This is a genomic window from Runella rosea (genome assembly GCF_003325355.1).
GTDB lineage: Bacteria > Bacteroidota > Bacteroidia > Cytophagales > Spirosomataceae > Runella > Runella rosea.
Genome location: NZ_CP030850.1, coordinates 3,356,689 through 3,375,019 on the forward strand (window position 1 = coordinate 3,356,689; position 18,331 = coordinate 3,375,019).

The window sequence follows — 18,331 nt, forward strand, 5'->3', positions numbered from 1 at the left end:
AAAAAACGCCCGATTCGTATGAAAAAAATAACGCTTTTGTGGGTTATTATTTCCATAGCCCTTTCCACCACCGCCCAAACCTTGCTCACCCCCGAACTCCTCTGGAAAATGGGGCGCGTGTCGGCACTGGGGCTTTCCAAAGACAAACAATTTGTGGTGTATTCGGTCAGTATTCCCAACGTAGAAGAGAACAAAAGTCAGCGAAAAACCTATAAAATGCCCGTCAAAGGAGGGGCCGCCGTTGAAATCACCAACACAGATAGCCTGTTGGCGAACACCAAGATCTCTTCCGATGGCAAATTTATCATCAGCAGCGATGCCGTCAAAGTAATCAATATCACGGGGGCTGACAAATATCCCGACCTGAAAAAATCAAACGCTTACGTGTTTACGTCCCTCAATTACCGCCACTGGGATACGTGGGAAGACGGCAAATTTGACCACGTATTTATGGCGCCGTTGGTCAACGGAAAACCCGGCACTCCCAAAGACATCATGGCCGGCGAGCCGCACGATTGTCCGCAGAAGCCCTTCGGGGGCGATGAAGATTTCATCTGGCATCCCGACGGCAAGCGCATCGTGTACGTGACCAAGAAAAAATTCGGCACCGCCTATGCTGTAAGCACCAACACCGACCTCTTCGAGTATGATATCACAACGGGTATTACCAAAAACCTGACGGAAGAAAACAAAGGCTACGACGTGGCCCCCGAATTCAACAGTCGCGGTCAACTGGCGTGGCTTCAAATGAAACGCGACGGCTACGAATCGGATAAACAGGATATTGTGGTCATGAACGGCACCGTCAAAATGAACCTGACGCAGCAGCGCGACGACATCCACGTCGAAGGGTTTCGGTGGAGCGACGACGGCCGTTCGATCTACTTTTGGGCACCAACCAACGGAACGCTGCAATTATTCAGCGTTACTTACCCGGGCCTGACCAAGATGATGCCCTTCATTACGCAAATCACCAAAGGCGATTTTGACGTGACTGGCATCGTAGGCCAAACAGGCTCAACCCTCATCGTATCACGCACCGACATGAATCACCCCGCTGAGTTGTACACCGTCGATATTGCCACGGGAGCCATGCAGCAACTCACGCATGTCAACGACGAAGCCCTCAAAACCTTAGCCAATTGCAAAACCGAGCGCCGTTTTGTGACCACGACCGATAACAAAAAAATGCTTGTATGGGTGGTTTACCCGCCCAATTTTGACCCAACCAAAAAATATCCAACGCTGCTTTACTGTCAGGGCGGGCCGCAATCGCCTTTGACCCAATTTTATTCCTATCGCTGGAATCTGCAATTGATGGCGTCGCAGGGGTACATTATTGTAGCGCCTAACCGCCGGGGGATGCCCGGGCACGGTACCCAATGGAACGAGCAGGTCAGCAAAGATTGGGGCGGCTTGGTCATGAAAGATTATTTAAGTGCCATCGACGACGTTTCCAAAGAACCGTTTGTAGACAAAAACCGTCGCGGGTGCATCGGCGCAAGCTTCGGTGGTTTTTCTGTTTTTGCGATGGCAAGCATGCACGCCAAACGCTTCAAGACCTTCATTTCGCACGATGGTATCTTTGATTTCAGAAGCATGTACGGCAGCACCGAAGAAGTGTTTTTTGAAAATTGGGAAAAAGGCGGCCCGTATTGGGATAAGAAAAACGCCGTAGCACAACGCTCATTTGGTCAGTCGCCGAGCAATTTTGTAGAAAAATGGGACACGCCAATCTTTATTATACAGGGCGGCAAAGACTACCGTGTACCGCTGGAGCAGGGTTTGCAGGCATTTCAGGCGGCCCAGCTTCGCGGCATCAAAAGCAAGTTACTGTACCTACCCGACGAAAACCACTGGGTACTCAGCGCCCAAAATGCGTTGGTCTGGCAACGTGAATTTTACAATTGGCTGGATGAAACGCTGAAGTGATTTTACGAATAACGAATGAGCGAGCAGACCGCCTCTGCGGTGACGAAGTACGAATGTTGAATGACGAGATATGAATTAAAAAATAGGATTGACAATTACGAATTTTCTCATTTTTTACTTTTTCGTTTTAAAATTCTGCACTTTACGGTTTTACACCGCGCGGTCGGCGCCATTTTCAGTTTTACGGTTTACTATTTTCGGTTTTAATACTTTTTTCATTTGTTGACCCCCACCAACTTCCACCAAATCACCCATTTACCCAACCGAACCATTGATTTGGACGGTCAGGAATACCTATATTTCAGCGGCACAGCCTATTTGGGTTTGCCGCACAATCCCGCTTTTCAAAACCTCATTCAGGAAGGCTTGCATCAGTACGGAAGTGTGTACGGAAGCTCCCGAAACGGCAATTTACAACTGACCATTTACGAACAGGCTGAACAAAAACTGGCCTCATGGGCGGGGGCAGATGCCGCACTCACGCTATCATCAGGGATGTTAGCAGGGCAGGCGACCGTTCGGCAGTTGATGCTCGAAGGCTACGAATTCAGGTATTCGCCCGATGTTCATCCTGCGGTTTGGCACCTGCCCCAGGTGGATATTGCCAAGGAAACATTTGAGCACTGGATTGAAAATACCTTAGCAATCCTACAAACTACCCATCAAAAAATTACCCTCGTCACCAATGCTGTGGATGCCCTTCGCGGAAAACTATACGGTTTTGAATGGATTAAAGCCGTTCCCGAAGACCGTGAAGTGGTTTTGGTGGTAGATGATTCCCACGGTTTGGGTATAACGGGTACGGGAGGCTGTGGCGTTTGGGAACGTATTCCTAAAAGAAAAAACGTTCGTCTGATTGTGACGGCTTCACTGGCCAAAGCCATGGGGTTGCCGGGTGGCGTTATTTTTTCGGACCCTGCTAGCCTGCACCACATTCGCTATTCCGCATACTTTGGCGGTTGCTCGCCAGTGGCCCCCGACCATCTTTACGCGTACGTTCACGCCGACACCCTTTATGCCGACGCTTATGAGCGATTACAAGTCAATATCAGCCAATTTACCGATTCCATTCGGGACTTAAACTTGTTGAGTTTTACGGACAATTACCCCGTTTTTTACAGCGAGCGAGACGAGTTGTACCCTTTTTTATTGGAACGAGGTATTTTCATTTACAGCTTTTCTTACCCCAAACCCACCGACAAAGCCAATACCCGCGTCGTATTGAGTGCTTGGCATACGGCCGAAGACATTCAAAAACTCAGTGCAGCCTGTCGTGACTTCGCCGCGTTGTACCTTTAAGCATTTCAGTTTGCCCTTTGCTTCCTTCGCTTCACTCCCTTCGACGGTTGTTCCGTCGGAAAAGAGCTGTTTGCCCAAGCGCTTCCGCAGATATTTGTTTCGTTGTTCGGCCTTAAACCATCCTTCAATCAAACAAAAGACTGCCATGAAAACATTTTTTATCGTTACCCACGTTGCCATTGGATTTCTGGCCCTTGCCGTGGGGCTTGTTCCTATGTTATCCAAAAAAGGGAGCCGTTTACATAATACGACGGGCCTAATTTATTACTGGTCAATGGTTTTCGTAGCCATTTCAGCCGTTGGGTTGGTACTCATTTCTCCCCTCACCGACGGACGTTTGTTCTTAACAGGCATCGCTATTTTCAGCTTCTATCTCTGCTTTACGGGGCGGCGGTCGCTCCAACAACGCGACGAAGAGCCCATAAGATGGTATGATTGGGGCATATCGGGATTGATGGCGGCCACCTCCGTAGCCATGATTGTTTATGGCTTGTATCACCTCTCCACACTATTGATGAAGGGGCAATTTGAATCCATAGGAGTGTTATTTTTAGTTTTCGGAATTTTCAGCGGCTCTAATGCCCGTTACGATTTCAAAAAATACCTCCTCCCTCACGCCGCCAAATACGGCAGCCGAGAGTGGTTATTTGTCCACATTGAGCGCATGGGCGGCTCATACATCGCTACTTTCACGGCGTTTGCGCTGGTAAATATACGTTATGTTTTTCCTGACGCCCCCGCAGGGATTTATATCGCTACTTAGATTATGCCCGGCCTGATTGGCGGGCTGTTTATCGGCAGAGCCGTCCGTTTTTATTTAGCAAAATTCAAAATGTCTATTCAATAATGTGGTATGCTGACATACCATAATCAATTTTAACGTCTATCTTTGCCTATCTGACACTGATACTAAACTTCCCGACTTTGGCAGATGGATTCTTCCAAAACTTGGGAAGTTTTACAAATGACATCAAATCAACAGGTAATGCGCAAGGAAAAAACCGTCGACTTTCACATCAAATGGGCTTGGCACGCCATTTCCAGGATGTACAATACTTACGCCTCTCGGCGGTATGGTATGACGATGGCGATTGGGTATGTTTTGCTGAATATCGACATGGAAAACGGCACCCCTGCCACCCGCATCGGGCCGTCTATCGGCATGGAGCCGCGCAGCCTCACGCGTACGCTCAAAGCCCTCGAAGAGCGCGGCTGGATTCGGCGCGAAACCGACGATGTAGACAAACGTTTTGTAAAAGTTTTTTTGACCGAAGAGGGCAAACGAAGACGCGAAATGGCCCGCGAGGGCGTGATAGCTTTCAATACCATGCTGCGCGACCAAATTCCGCTCGACAAATTGGTCATCTTCTTTGACGTTATCAAGGAAATCAACCGATTGGTAGAAGAGGAAAACAACAAAATCAAAGCCGAAAACTTCCTTAACGACGAAATTTAAACACTGCCCTTTATTTTTATCCCCCGAATCTTCCCTTTTGTCAGCATTTTCACCCACTTCGCGCTTTTTTTCTAGCAGCGTCTAAGTTGGGTTTTTACTTTTGCCTTCTCATACAATTAGATTTCCATTGGTTGGGTGTGTATACGTTTTTACAAAATTTATTCTTTAAATAATACAAAAACAAGCACTCCATCCACCATGCTTTAGTAGTTCGGATTTAATTTTCATTTTCTCCAACACTACTGACATAGGGTTGTCAGTGACAACTATTTAATTTGTATTACCAAAAAAACGCCTTAAATACCTATTTCGCTCTCATGGAAGTCAAAAATATTTGATAAAAAACTTCGGAAACTTTGAACCTTTATAGAGTTTCCGAAGTTTCTATCTTTAAAAAGTGAAAAACAATAGTGAGAGAAAGAATCCTTGAAAAAGCGCAGGAACTATTTTTTAGGTTCGGCGTCAAAAGTGTTACGATGGATGATATTGCCCGTGAGTTGGGTATTTCAAAAAAAACCATCTACCAACATTTTGAAGACAAAAATTCAATGGTATGTGCGGGGGTAAAACACCATTTTGAATGCGACCACTTCATTGCCGAGAAAATCCACAATGAAGCCCCCAACCCAATTGCGGAGGCAGTGATGGGTGCCGAAATGATGCGACAAACCATGTCGGGATTAAATCCGTCGGCCATTTTTGACATCAAGAAGTATTACCCGCAGGCTTGGGATATGTTTTCGCAGTATAAGAAAGAGTTTGTGCTGGATTTGATACGGAGAAACATCAAAAAAGGCATTGAAATGGGGTTGTATCGCTCCAATGTCAACGCTGAAGTCATTGCCAGATTACGCCTCGAACAGGTTGAAATGGGGTTAGACCCTTATATTTTTCCTGTAGGACAGTTCAATCCGTTGGACACTCAGTTGGAATTACTCGACCATTTTTTACGAGGAATTGTCACCCCCGAAGGACTTGAATTATATGAAGAATACACAAAAACGCAACTTTCCGTCTCTATATCTCTATCAGCCTTGCTGAACACCAAAAGTACCTATTAACAGCCCATTTTTTTAAATCGTATCGGTCGGAAACGGCCTCTAAACAATTCATTCAATCACACTCTATGCAATCAATTCAACGCAAATGGAAATGGCTGGTGCTATGTATGCTACCGCTGTTTCCGACCTACAGCCAAACGCGTTATTCACTTCAGGAAGCCATTCAATACGGAGTGACGCACAACATCAACGTCAAGAACTCGCAAACCGACGCCCAAAGCGCGGAGTCGCGGATTGGAGAAATTCGGTCGGTAGGTTTACCACAAGTAAATGCATCGGTAAGCCTCATGGACAACCTTATCATCCAACGTGTTTTTTTACCAGCTATCTTTTTTGACCCTCAAGCTCCAGAAGGCGCACCTCCAGTACCCGTTCAATTTGGCGTAAAATACTCGGGGAATGCGGCGCTTCAACTCAACCAAATGATTTTCAACGCCCAATGGTTGTTGGGTTTGAAAGCTGCACAGGCATATCGGGAATTGGCCGTTAAGAACGTAACCCAATCTAAAATCCAAATCGCCGAAAGCGTTTCAAAAGCCTATTATGGCGTATTGGTGGCCGAAGAAAGAGCCAAACTGTTGGACCTGAACATTCAGCGTTTGGATAGCCTGACCCGCGAAATGGGCGAAATGAACCAAAAAGGATTTGTCGAAAAACTGGACGTAGACCGTTTGGAAGTATCGCTCAATAACCTCAAAACCGAACGCTCTAAGGTGCAGAACATGGTGGATTTGAGTTATTATATGCTCAAATTTCAGATGGGTATGAAACTTGACGAAGCCATCCAACTGACCGACCGCATCAACGAAACCGACGTAGAAAAGATTGCGGCGGAAGTAAAGGCCAGCGATGTCAACGACTTCAAGTATGACCAGCGTATTGACTATTCTATTCTGAAGAGCAATCTGTTACTATCAGAAATGGACGTTGAGAACAACAAACGAGGGTATTATCCTACCGTTTCCGCTTTTGCCGGCTACGGGTACAACACGGGTAGAAATGGTTTTGGGGAAGTTTGGGGCTCGCCGTGGTTCAACAACGCCAACATCGGCTTGAGTGTCAACATTCCCGTTTTCGACGGTTTTGCCAAGAAATACAAGATTCAACAGGCCAAATTCACGGTTGATAAAGTGAAGCAAAGTCTGAGTTTGGTGGAGCAATCCATTGATTTGCAGATTCGCAGCGCAAACATCACCATCATCAACGGCCTAGAAACTCTCAAAACCCAAAAGCGCAACCTTGATTTGGCGCAGGAAGTAGTGCGGGTGTCTAAAATCAAATATCAATCAGGAACAGGCTCTAATATTGAAGTAATCAACGCCGAGTCGGCCCTGAAAGAATCTCAAACCAACTATTTTGCCTCACTCTACGAATTGCTTTTAGCAAAAGTAGATTTGGACAAAGCCAAAGGTAAATTAAACTATTAAGACAGTGGGCAGTGGACCAAGGCTCACCTCGCGGTCCACTATCCAACCTGAAATCTAACAACACATTTTATGAAAGCACAATACATTTTCTTATTAGCAGCCACTTTATTCGTAACTGCCTGCGGAGGCGAAAAGAAACCGAATACGTTAGCGGAGAAGAAAGAAGCCTTAGCCAAACTCAAAGCCGATGCCAAAACGCTAACGGAAAAAATCACGGCGCTCGAAACCGAACTCAAAGCCGCTGACCCAACCATGAAAGCCGCCGAAAAGGTGATTCCAGTCGTGACCACCACGCTCGAACCGCGAAGTTTCAAAAGTTTTATCGAGATTCAGGGAACGGTCGAAACCAAAAACACCGCCACTGCTACCCCAAGAATGGCCGGTACATACACCACGGTCTACGTAAAAGAAGGGCAGACCGTAAAAGCAGGACAATTATTGGCTAAAATCGACAATGCCATCCTGCGCGACCAAATCGCGGCTTTGAAACAGCAAATGGAATTGGTGAATACCGTTTATGATAAACAAAAGGCCCTATGGGACCAAAAAATCGGAACGGAAATTCAGTATTTGCAGGCGAAAAACAACAAAGAGTCTTTGGAGAAAAACCTCGCAGTGCTGAATACGCAAGTTGACCTCTATAACGTATACGCCCCCATCAGTGGAGCGGTGGAAAGAGTAATGGCCAAAACGGGTGAGGTTGCTGCACCGGGTATGCCGCTGGCGAGCATCGTCAACTTGGGCAGCCTGAAAGCAACGGCCAACGTGCCCGACACCTATTTGAGCAATATCAAAATGGGCGATGCCGTAAAAGTAAATCTGCCCGACATTGGTCGTGAAATCAACGCCCGCATCACGTTTATCAGCAAATTGGTCAACCCAGCCAACCGTACATTCAAAATTGAGGCCACCATTCCGAGCACCAGCGACATCAAGCCTAATATGCTTTCGATTCTGAACATTGCCGACATCAACAAATCCAACGCCTTGGTTATCAAGCAAAATTATATCCAAAGCACCGAGTTTGGCGATGTAGTATACGTGGCAGAAATGGAAGGAAACAAGAAAGTAGCGAAGTCGCGCAAGATTAAAACGGGAGTATCTTACAACGGCGAAATCGAAATCACGGAAGGACTCCGGGCGGGAGATTTGATTGTAACGGAAGGTTATCAGGATTTGGTAGACGGACAGGTAATCAGTTATTAATACGCTTATGACAACCCTAAAAGACTTTGCAATTACCCGTTGGTGCTTAGAGAATAAGACCACGGTATATCTCTTCACGGCCATTATTTCACTGGCGGGTTTGTTCGTGTACTTCACGATGCCCAAAGAGCAGTTTCCTGAAATCGCCGTGCCCACGGTTATCGTTTCGACGATTTACCCCGGCGCGAGCCCTTCGGACATTGAAACGATTATTACAAAACCCATCGAAAAGCAATTGAAAGCCGCGAGTGGGGTGACAAAAATCAAATCTAATTCGATTCAAGATTTTTCACTCATCACGGTTGAATTTACGACGGGAATCACGGCCCAAGCCGCCAAACAGCGCGTATCCGACGCCGTAGACAAAGCACTGGTCGACCTGCCTACCGACCGTAAGCAGGACCCCTCGGTGCAGGAGGTAAACTTCTCGGAGTTTCCGATCATGAACATCAACTTGGCGGGTAATTATTCGTTGAAAAAACTGAAAGATTACGCCGAACAGTTGAAAGATGAAATTGAATCCCTGCCCGAAATCACCCGCGTAGACATCGTGGGGGCACTTGACCGCGAGATTCAAATCAACCTTGACCTGTACAAAATGCAGGCCGCGGGGGTTTCATTCTTCGAAATCCAAAACGCCATTCAGGGCGAAAACATCAACATATCGGGCGGTGAGCTCAACGTTGACAATGTACGACGCAATCTCCGCGTGGTGGGTGAGTTCAAAGATGTAAATCAACTGAACAACATCATCATTCGTTCATCGACCGGCGCTACACTCAAACTGAGCGAAATCGCCGAAGTAAAAGACGGTTTTGCCGAAAGACAAAGCTACGCACGCCTGGACGGAAAAACGGTAATTACCCTCAATGTTATCAAACGCGGGGGTGAAAACTTGATTTCAGCGGCGGATGAGATTAAGACCATTCTGAAAAAATACGAGGACACCAAGTTTCCCGAAGGCTTGAAAGTTAGCCTGACCAACGATAGTTCAGAGCGTACGAAAGTAGAATTGAACGACTTGTTGAACACCGTAATCTTGGGCTTTATCTTCGTGGTATTGGTCTTGATGTTTTTCATGGGGGTTCAGGATGCCATCTTTGTGGGGCTTTCGGTTCCGCTTTCTACGTTGGTTGCTTTTGTGCTATTCCCGGTCATCGCTTCGGCTACAGGTATTACGTTTACGTTGAACACCATCGTACTTTTTGCCTTCCTACTTGGACTCGGAATTGTAGTGGATGACGCCATTGTGGTGATTGAAAACGCCCACCGCGTATACAATGACGACAAGAAACTCAGTCGAAATCAAGCGATTTCATTTGCGGCGGGTGAGGTATTTGTGCCTGTATTGACGGGAACACTGACGACCATTGCGCCATTCTTACCGCTCTTGTTTTGGCCGGGGATTGTGGGTGAATTCATGAAATTCTTACCGCTGACACTTATCATCACACTTTTTGCGTCGTTGTTTGTGGCCTACGTCATGAACCCAGTATTTGCGTCTTCATCACTGAAACGCGTAGAGGAGCACGCCAGCGAAGACAAATCATTCCGTTCTATCTTGAAGCCGTTATTGGTATTGATAGGGCTATCGGTTGTGGGTTATTTTATCAATTTCGGTATCGGTAACTTATTCGCGCTGATTACGATTCTGTACGTTTTCAACCATTATATTCTGACCCCGCACATCATTGTTCCTTTTCAGGAAAATGTGTTTCCGCGTCTCAAAAATGGTTATCGTAAACTCATTTCATGGGTTATTACGGGTGCTCGGCCTTATGTGCTGTTTGCGGGAGTGATTGCGATGTTTGTCGGCACCATCATCCTGACGGGCATTGTTCAGCCCAAATCGGTCTTTTTCCCTTCTGGAGATCCTGACTTCGTGTACGTTTATTGCGTCATGCCGCAAGGTACCGACGCCGCCAAGACCAACGAAGTAATGAAAACCCTCGAAGACCGTGTGTATGGCGTTATTGGCAAAAACAGCCCGATTGTGGCTTCGGTGATTACAAACATTGGTATCAACGCTGGTGACCCTTTCAACCCCGACCGTACTGTGGTGCCCAACAAAGGAAAAATCACGGTGGCTTTCAAAAGTGTGGAAGAACGTATTCATTACGGCATCTCAACTGCTGATATTTTAGCCAAAGTACGCGAACGCGTAAAGGGAATCCCTGGTGCGCAGGTAACAGCCGAGCCAGAAAGCAACGGTCCGCCAACGGGTAAACCCGTTACGATTGAAATTGCGGGTGAAGATTTTGATAAATTGGTCAATTTGACGGCCAACGTAAAAAATGCCATCATCAAAGCAGGTGTTCCTGGTATCGAAGAATTGAAGTCTGATTTGGTGTTGAACAAACCCGAAATCGTGATTGACATCGACCGCGAACAAGCCGCTCGTGAAGGCATCAGTACGGCGCAAATCGCGCTGCAAATTCGTGGGGCTTTGTTTGGAACCGAAGTTTCTAAATTCCGCGACGACAAAGACGATTATCCCATCATGGTTCGTTTAAAGGAAAACGACCGTGGTCAGATCGAAAAGTTGTTGAGCATGAATATCGTATACCGCGACATGAACCTCGGTGGAGTATTGCGCCAGGTTCCATTGAGCACGTTGACCAATATTCGTTATTCGACCACTTACAGCGGCATTAACCGTAAAAATCAGGAACGTGTCGTGACGCTTTCTTCTGATGTATTGGGTGGATTTAACGCCAACGACGTAAACGCCCAAATCAAAGAAGTGGTAGACGGCATTGAAATTCCGCAAGGTTACAACGTACGCTTAGGCGGCGAGCAGGAAGAGCAAATGAAGTCCATGCAGTTTTTGAGTGTGGCATTCTTAGGAGCTATCTTGTTGATATTCTTGATTTTAGTAACACAATTCAACTCCATGAGCAAGCCGTTCATTATTTTCTTTACGGTGTTGTTTAGCTTGATTGGAGTATTGTTAGGATTTATGATTACGGGCAAAACCATGTCAATCATCATGACAGGTGTAGGTATCTTTGCCTTGGCGGGTATTGTAATCAAAAACGGAATCCTGTTGATTGAATTCACCGAAGAGTTACGCGGACGAGGAATGTCTGTACGTCAGGCGCTTATTGAAGCAGGAGCAGCGCGTCTTACCCCCGTATTGCTGACCGCTTCGGCCTGTATCTTGGGTCTGGTGCCGTTGGCGATTGGGATGAACATCAACTTTGTGACCCTCTTTACGGAGTTTGACCCGCAGTTTTTTATCGGTGGCTTTAGTGCTGTATTCTGGGGCTCGCTGGCGTTCACGATTATCTTCGGATTATCGTTCAGTACCGTCTTAACCCTGGTAATGGTTCCTGCCATGTATTATATCGTTGAGCGTTTAAAAGATCGCTTCGGTCGCAAAGACGCTCACGTTTTAGCGCCAGTTGTCAATGGAGTGGATGGAAAAGCATCTGCCAACGGCAACGGTGCCAAATCAAAGCAGGAAAAGAATTTAGAAGTATAGTTAATTTTAAAGGTTTAGAGATGCTTGGTAAAAAAAGCCGTCCCAGTTGGGGCGGCTTTTTTAGTATTATTTCTGAAAAGGTTATTTAGTTGGTTTACTTCCCTTACCCCCCACAAACTTCAGCGCCAGCGAATTCATACAATACCGCTGCCGCGTGGGTGCGGGACCATCGTAAAACAAATGCCCCAAATGCCCACCACAGCGCCGACAACGAACTTCTATACGTTCTTCCCGTTCTGAAAAGTCTTTCCGAAAAAGCAGTCGATTTGGTTCCGAAGGTTGCCAAAAACTCGGCCAACCCGTTCCGCTATCATATTTATGGGCGGAGCTAAATAACAGATTTCCACAAGCGGCACAATGGTAATGCCCCGTACCTTTAAAGTCCCAATACTCGTTAGTGTAAGGCATTTCGGTAGAGCCTTCGCGGGTAACGGTATAAACGCCATCGGTCAAAACCTCCTCCCAAGTGCTGTTGGGCAAGCGTAGCTCCGTAGTATCTGTCAACGAAAAATAGTGATTGTGTTTTTTTACCCCGCCTTTGCAACTTATGAAAAGCACAAAAATTCCAATAAGCCAAAATCCACAAGCCGTTTTCATTATCGTGTCAAAGCTATTCCCGAAAATTATAAATGGTAATGGAATCTCCCATTTCAAGATAAAACCTTTCATTTTCGCCTAACTCCTGAATAATGGGTAAGTGTTTATCAAATAAAGAGATAAGAGAGTCATTAGAAATATTCCCAAGTAAAATACGAATCAGTTTTCGAGGAGTGCGTTGCAGGAAAAACGAGTTGCGGAAGTCTTCGTCTTTTGTAATGACAATCAAGTCATTGGCATCAGCGAAGCGACAAATTTCATTGTCTTTAGTATGCCACTTATCTTCTAAAGAATTAACGTGATAGGATTCTAACCCTTTAGATGTCAGAAAACGAACAAGTTTATACGAAATATGTACATCACAAATAAATTTCATCTAGGCCACTTCTCTGAGTGAACGCCCTGATACCAACAACTTAGCATAATTAAGGCAGGCTAAAATGTCTTCCTGCTCCAATTCCGGATGGTCTTCCACAATTTCGTCAAAAGACATGCCTGCCCCCAACATATCAATAATCACCTCTACAGGCCAGCGCATTCCCCGTACACAAGGTTTACCGTGACATAGCTCTGGGTCAATGGTAATTCTTTCAAGATATTGCATGATACACTTTTTTATAACGCAAGATAACATCGAACTGGCACATAAACAACACACGCAAAAGGTCTGTATTTGCTGTTAGAAACGCTTAACAATCATCTTCCGTTGTTAAAATCATAACTTTTGAGCACCACTATTTTTAAATTTACCATTTTATATTCTTCGGTTTCCTTAACTGCCTCTAACGCTCTTTCCCGTAATTCTTCTCTCCCGCTTCTAGCCGTACTGTCAAATGATTTTCTCGGGGAGGAATCGGACAGCTATATCCATCAGAATACGCACAATAGGGATTATAGGCTTTGTTAAAATCAATGGTCACGTGGCCATTTTGAAAATCTCTCAGTCGAAAATCAAGATAGCGCCCGCCGCCGTAGGTTTCTTTGCCCGACGTTCCATCCCGAAAAGGAATGAACACATAATCCCTGTAAACAGGCATTTTCATGAGTGCAGGGCTTCGATACACCGACAACTGATAGGTTTTGTTGTTTACCTTAAAACTCACAATCCCGAACTTCACGTAAGCCGTTCTTTTGCCATCACTCGTTGCCATCGTGAAAGGCTCGGCATCGGGCGTAAGTTCAAAATGGGCTTGGATTTTAAACTTAGGATTGGCGTCATAAAACCGCAAAAAGGATAAATCTTCCTGTTTGAGCGGAGAGCCTGCACTTTTTAAGAAATCCTGACGGTAATTGTCGCGGTGCTTTTCCAGACTATCAGCATAGGCACTAACCTCCTGAGCCATTGCACCGTAACTGATTAAGGCCCAAAACACCAACCAATGCGCCACTGTTTTCATAAGGATTTTTGGCTTTTCTTTAGTATTAAACTTGAATGGGTTTGCATCTCAAAACACAAACCAACTCTCTCAAATCAATACCGCCAACTCTTCAAATCAGCCCCCACAGGAGCGCCTGCTTCGATGCGTTTGAGGATTTTGGGGATGTACATGGTATTGTACCGCAAGCGCGTCACGTGGTTGGGTAAATTCGGGTCACCATTCCAGCAGTGCTCAAAGCGGTCGCCGTATTTTACCTCACCATCGTAATGCGGATTTTTGGTGGTTTTTAAATAATCTTCCATCAAATAAACCGCATTGTTGAGGTAATAGTTGTCCATATCACCGCAATAAATGTGGATTTTTCCCTGCAATTTCTTCCCAACCGTGGCCCACTGACGTTTCAGGATGTGCATTAAATCGTAGTTTTCTGACCAATATTTCGCCACCGAATGGTCGATTTTTCCCGTTGCTTTGTCCCAAATCGGTTTTGGATACCCATTTTCACCCACGGGTGAGTAGGTAGCCTGCCAAATATCCCATTGGTCGCCCGAGCGGGAATTGTCGCCGATGGCCAGTTCGCGTTGGTTGATTTCTTCAATGGTACATTTGACCTGACCGAGGTAATTACGCATACCAGGACGAGGAGTTTTCTTGAAATCACCGGGCAAAAAGTAGGCGTTTTCGTCTTTGTAAATATCGACAACCGTATACGCCTCAAACGTAATCGGGTCTGGGCAGGCGGCAAAACAGCCATTGTACTCATCGGGATAAAATACCTGCGCCGCCAACGCTTCCCAGCCGCCCGTACTTCCGCCGTACAAGAACCGCGCCCAGCCTTGGCCTATTCCGCGAAAACGTTTTTCAATTTCGGGAATCAACTCGTACGTAATGGCATCGCCGTAGGGGCCCATGTTGGCCGAATTGACCGCGTAAGAATCATCATAATACGGCGTAGCGTGCTGAATTTCAATGATAAGCATACGCGGAAAATCCTTACTCGTCCACTGCTTGTAAAAATTATAAGCCTCCTGCCATACAAATTTTTTATAACCATAGACGCCAAAACGCGCTACGTAATCGGTGGTATCCATGTCGGCAGGTGGCGGGGTTTCTTTGAAACCATCAAAATCAGCGGGAAAGTGGCCGTGATTGATGCATAGCGGGTATTTGGCTTCGGGATGTTCGTCAAAGCCATGCGGCAAGAGCACGTGTGCTCCCAAATACATGGGCCGCCCCCAAAATTCCGTCAGCATTTTACTCTGAATCTTGATGTGTTTGATGTATTTGGTGTCTTTAGGCTCAACAATAGGCGGATTTTCCTGGTCAAGTACGATTTTTACAACCTGCTTGGCTTTGGGGTCAAACTTAATTTTGAACGGTTTTGAATACAAGTTTCCAGGGGCAGTGCGGTAGTTTTGACCTTCGCCACGGTCCATAGGTAGCTTAACGGTGTAGCCAGTTTTGAGTTTAAAGGTCTCATATTTGTGCAAAAGTGCCTGTACCCAATATTCGCCAGCGGGGAAATCAGTGAGAGATTTAACAGGATAACCAAAAGCCGAAGCCCCCACTAACGTTGGTTTGCCAGCCTGCCAACCGTCCACATTTTGACCGAATAATTGCTGCGAATTGGCGTCGTCGCTTACTTGAAAGCGTGGCTCTGATTTATTGTCTTTTGCCAAAAATAACATCAGACGGCCATCAAATGAAGTGCCTTTTGACGTAGGGAAAGTAACAGAAAACTGGGTTTGGGCGGAGGCAAAGGTAGCCCAACAAGCGCATACGAGCAGTAGAAGACGATGCATATAAATAAGTTATAAGTTGATGATTACTCAATTTTACAACTTATTCGGCACTTTTTGAATGATTTAACCCATAAAATCTTTCTCTTACAACGAGCCTCGGCGAATCAACCCAAAGGGGTTTTTAATTTGGGCAGTATTGCCCTCCAAAATCAACTCCGCCGCCGAGCGGCCCATTTGTTCGTGGTCGGTAGAAATCACCGTAATGCCATCAGCAAGTACTTCTTTGAGGGGCGTGTCATTGAAGGCCATGACACCTACATCTTTGCCCAATTCAAGCCCTTGTTGCTTTGCTTTTTTGACCAACTCGGCCAAATCCGAATCTTCCAATACCGCATAGGCGCGTCCTTTTAATTCGGTTTCAGACGAGGCGCTTTCGATCGTTCGGCCGTTTTTATGAAAATGGGCGCAAAAATTCCGAAACCCACGCACAATTTCGGGTGGATATTTGACATCTTTTGGAAACACTAAAACCAGCTCCTCGTACTTGTCCAGCAAATCCTGACCCGACTCCAAGGCTCCGTACAAATCGTTGGTAAAGTCCTGATAAATGCTAGAATGCGCCTCAGTCAACTCGGGAATCTCTTTATCCAGCAGCACCAATTCGTTGGCAGGAATTTGGCGTAAAGTATCAACAATGGACGAAATATTGACGTCATTATAAAAGTGAGGCATAACAACGTATGAATGATAATGCCCCACACTGTCTTTAACAATATCCCTAAAAATACGAAGACTGCCGTGGTGAATATGCAACGTAACCGTGGCCCGATCACCCAATGTAGCCACAAAAGACTCATAAATAGCCTTTTTGTAAGCACTTAGCTTGTTCATTACCAACAAAACCCGAATTTGTTTCGGTTTTTCGTTGAGTATATAATATCCTTTGCCGCGTACCGAATCAATAATGCCCAGTGCTTTGAGTTCTTTGTAGGCTTTTTCGACGGTATCACGGGCCAAGTAATATTCTTCACTCAATTCATTGATTGAAGGTAATTGCTGATGACGCTTTAGAGAACCTCTTTCAACCCCGTCGATAACAGATTTTACAATCTGCTTGTACTTAGGGGTTTTAGCGTCGTGATTCAAGTGAAGGGTAAATGACATACGCCGGTACTTTTTTCAAATTTAGTCTTTTTGTGGCTTCTTCAGCTTCTTTCGCTGCTGTTTTTTCTTGATTTCTTTCAGTGGATTTTTGTGCAACTCCACTTTTTGACCAAGTAATTCACGAATAACGACTGAGGCACAAACACTTCCGAAGGTAGCCGGGATGTACGAAATGGTACCGTAGGCCGAACGTTTAAAATTATTGCCGTCGGTCAGCATGAGCGAATCTTTCTGTATTTTTTCCGTCGAAAACACCACTTTGATTCCTGACTCAATACCATATTTTTTTAATCGCTTGCGCACATAATGCGCCAACATACACTCGTAGGTATCAAATAAATCCGCAACTTTGAGCTGCGTAGGATCGTATTTTCCACCCGCCCCCATAGAGCTAATCAACGGATAATTATAATTCAATGACGTTGACAGGAGGGTCAATTTGGGCGTAATGCTATCAATGCAATCCATGACATAATCATACGGCCCCGTTTCCATAATTTCGCGTACCTTTTCGGGGGTCAAGAACTCTTTCACAACCCTTAGTTTTAATTCAGGATTGATGGCCAAGAGGCGCTCAGCCATGAGGTCGGCTTTAGGCAATCCGTGCGTAGTGGCAAGGGCTGGCAATTGGCGGTTTCGATTGGAAGGGTCTACCACATCACCATCAACGATGGTCATGGCCCCCACTCCAGAACGGGCAATAAATTCGGCCGCAAAAGAGCCTACGCCGCCCAGTCCAACCACCAACACATGAGCCTGTTGAAGTTGGGTCAATCCTTCATCTCCCACCAACAAATGCGTGCGTGAAAGCCATGACAAATCAGCCATTTTTTTAAAGTAAAACTAATGGGTTAGTAAATAAAACACGTGCATTTCCCAACAATAAAGACTGTTTATTCTTTACGGGTTGAACACCGTTGCAAAGTTAGTCCAAATTTGATTTTTTAACGCAGAAATCGGGATTTCTAACTGCACAGCCGCCGCTTCGAATATCTTTTCAATGGGTATACTACGGTCATCATTCTCTAAAAATAAACGTGATAAAGGAATGATTTTCAAGACCTTTACGGCATTTGATTCTGGTTGGAGCAAGGCCGCCCCGAGCGAAAAGTAAAAATCATGCGCTAATAATTGCTGCATGATTTCGGGCTTATTATTAAAGCCGTGGACAACCAATGGCACAGAAGGTTTCGCTTGTTTCTGCCATTGTACAAGCTCGTTAAAGGCCCGTACACAGTGAATAATAACGGGTTTCTGCAACTGTTCAGCCAACTTTACCTGAGCCGTAAAAATCGTTAATTGTGTTGCTAGAGGAAGCAAAATGCCCCTATCAAGACCGCACTCACCTATTGCAAGCACGTTTTTATGACCCGCCAATTGCTCAACAGCCGCTAATTGAATTTGCCAATCTTCGGGATGGGCATACCACGGGTGAATTCCCAGGGAAATCCAGTTGTTTTCGACCTCTCCAAACCGCTTAATGTCTTGTATAAGCAGATTGTAAATACTTTTTTCGTCGGGCGGAGGTGGAAAATTGTGGGTATGAAAATTGAGAAATTGTGTCAACTTTGCGGAAATTTCAGA

Annotated in this window: 16 protein-coding genes; 8 read left to right on the top strand and 8 right to left on the bottom strand. The window is 45.6% G+C overall.

Annotation, left to right across the window (positions count from 1 at the left end; all coding sequences use genetic code 11):
* Window positions 1-18: 18 nt before the first annotated feature.
* From DR864_RS13955 to DR864_RS13990, 8 genes are all read left to right on the top strand, one after another.
* Window positions 19-1,932 (top strand): S9 family peptidase, encoded by a 1,914-nt coding sequence (locus DR864_RS13955; protein ID WP_114067557.1) that lies wholly within the window; start codon window positions 19-21, stop codon window positions 1,930-1,932.
* A gap of 219 nt (window positions 1,933-2,151) precedes the next feature.
* The gene (locus DR864_RS13960) at window positions 2,152-3,231 is read left to right on the top strand and encodes an aminotransferase class I/II-fold pyridoxal phosphate-dependent enzyme (protein WP_229599581.1); all 1,080 of its coding nucleotides are present in this window, start codon (window positions 2,152-2,154) and stop codon (window positions 3,229-3,231) included.
* A gap of 145 nt (window positions 3,232-3,376) precedes the next feature.
* Window positions 3,377-3,994 carry a DUF2306 domain-containing protein gene (locus DR864_RS13965; protein WP_162793819.1) on the top strand — a complete coding sequence of 206 codons (618 nt, stop codon included), beginning with the start codon at window positions 3,377-3,379 and terminating at the stop codon, window positions 3,992-3,994.
* 222 nt (window positions 3,995-4,216) lie between these two features.
* Complete coding sequence (locus DR864_RS13970) at window positions 4,217-4,687, top strand: MarR family winged helix-turn-helix transcriptional regulator (RefSeq protein WP_114070280.1); 471 nt, start codon at window positions 4,217-4,219, stop codon at window positions 4,685-4,687.
* A 410-nt stretch (window positions 4,688-5,097) separates the two neighbouring features.
* Entirely contained in the window at window positions 5,098-5,748 is a 651-nt protein-coding gene (locus tag DR864_RS13975) for a TetR/AcrR family transcriptional regulator (RefSeq protein ID WP_114067559.1), read from the top strand.
* Between the two features lie 65 nt (window positions 5,749-5,813).
* Window positions 5,814-7,175: a TolC family protein gene (locus DR864_RS13980; protein ID WP_114067560.1), complete on the top strand. Its 1,362-nt coding sequence runs from the start codon at window positions 5,814-5,816 to the stop codon at window positions 7,173-7,175.
* A gap of 69 nt (window positions 7,176-7,244) precedes the next feature.
* The gene (locus DR864_RS13985; protein WP_114067561.1) at window positions 7,245-8,381 is read left to right on the top strand and encodes an efflux RND transporter periplasmic adaptor subunit; all 1,137 of its coding nucleotides are present in this window, start codon (window positions 7,245-7,247) and stop codon (window positions 8,379-8,381) included.
* 7 nt (window positions 8,382-8,388) lie between these two features.
* Window positions 8,389-11,865 (top strand): efflux RND transporter permease subunit, encoded by a 3,477-nt coding sequence (locus DR864_RS13990; protein ID WP_114067562.1) that lies wholly within the window; start codon window positions 8,389-8,391, stop codon window positions 11,863-11,865.
* A gap of 81 nt (window positions 11,866-11,946) precedes the next feature.
* Here DR864_RS13990 and msrB read toward each other — a convergent pair whose 3' ends face one another.
* The 8 genes from msrB to DR864_RS14030 all read right to left on the bottom strand — a co-directional run bounded on the left by msrB (window position 11,947) and on the right by DR864_RS14030 (window position 18,313).
* Window positions 11,947-12,462, bottom strand: coding sequence for a peptide-methionine (R)-S-oxide reductase MsrB (msrB, locus tag DR864_RS13995; protein ID WP_114067563.1), 516 nt, complete (start codon window positions 12,460-12,462; stop codon window positions 11,947-11,949).
* Window positions 12,463-12,475: 13 nt separating this feature from the next.
* Window positions 12,476-12,838, bottom strand: coding sequence for a DUF5615 family PIN-like protein (locus DR864_RS14000; RefSeq protein WP_114067564.1), 363 nt, complete (start codon window positions 12,836-12,838; stop codon window positions 12,476-12,478).
* Window positions 12,839-13,066 carry a DUF433 domain-containing protein gene (locus DR864_RS14005; protein ID WP_114067565.1) on the bottom strand — a complete coding sequence of 76 codons (228 nt, stop codon included), beginning with the start codon at window positions 13,064-13,066 and terminating at the stop codon, window positions 12,839-12,841. It lies immediately after the preceding gene.
* 178 nt (window positions 13,067-13,244) lie between these two features.
* Window positions 13,245-13,859, bottom strand: a complete 615-nt coding sequence (locus DR864_RS14010) for a DUF1684 domain-containing protein (protein ID WP_114067566.1) — start codon at window positions 13,857-13,859, stop codon at window positions 13,245-13,247.
* A 74-nt stretch (window positions 13,860-13,933) separates the two neighbouring features.
* On the bottom strand, window positions 13,934-15,643 hold the full coding sequence (locus tag DR864_RS14015; RefSeq protein ID WP_114067567.1) for an alpha/beta hydrolase: 1,710 nt from the start codon (window positions 15,641-15,643) through the stop codon (window positions 13,934-13,936).
* Between the two features lie 84 nt (window positions 15,644-15,727).
* Entirely contained in the window at window positions 15,728-16,747 is a 1,020-nt protein-coding gene (locus DR864_RS14020; RefSeq protein WP_114067568.1) for a GntR family transcriptional regulator, read from the bottom strand.
* A gap of 21 nt (window positions 16,748-16,768) precedes the next feature.
* Window positions 16,769-17,575, bottom strand: a complete 807-nt coding sequence (locus DR864_RS14025; RefSeq protein ID WP_114067569.1) for a tRNA threonylcarbamoyladenosine dehydratase — start codon at window positions 17,573-17,575, stop codon at window positions 16,769-16,771.
* A 72-nt stretch (window positions 17,576-17,647) separates the two neighbouring features.
* Entirely contained in the window at window positions 17,648-18,313 is a 666-nt protein-coding gene (locus DR864_RS14030; RefSeq protein WP_162793821.1) for a TatD family hydrolase, read from the bottom strand.
* Window positions 18,314-18,331 lie beyond the last annotated feature (18 nt).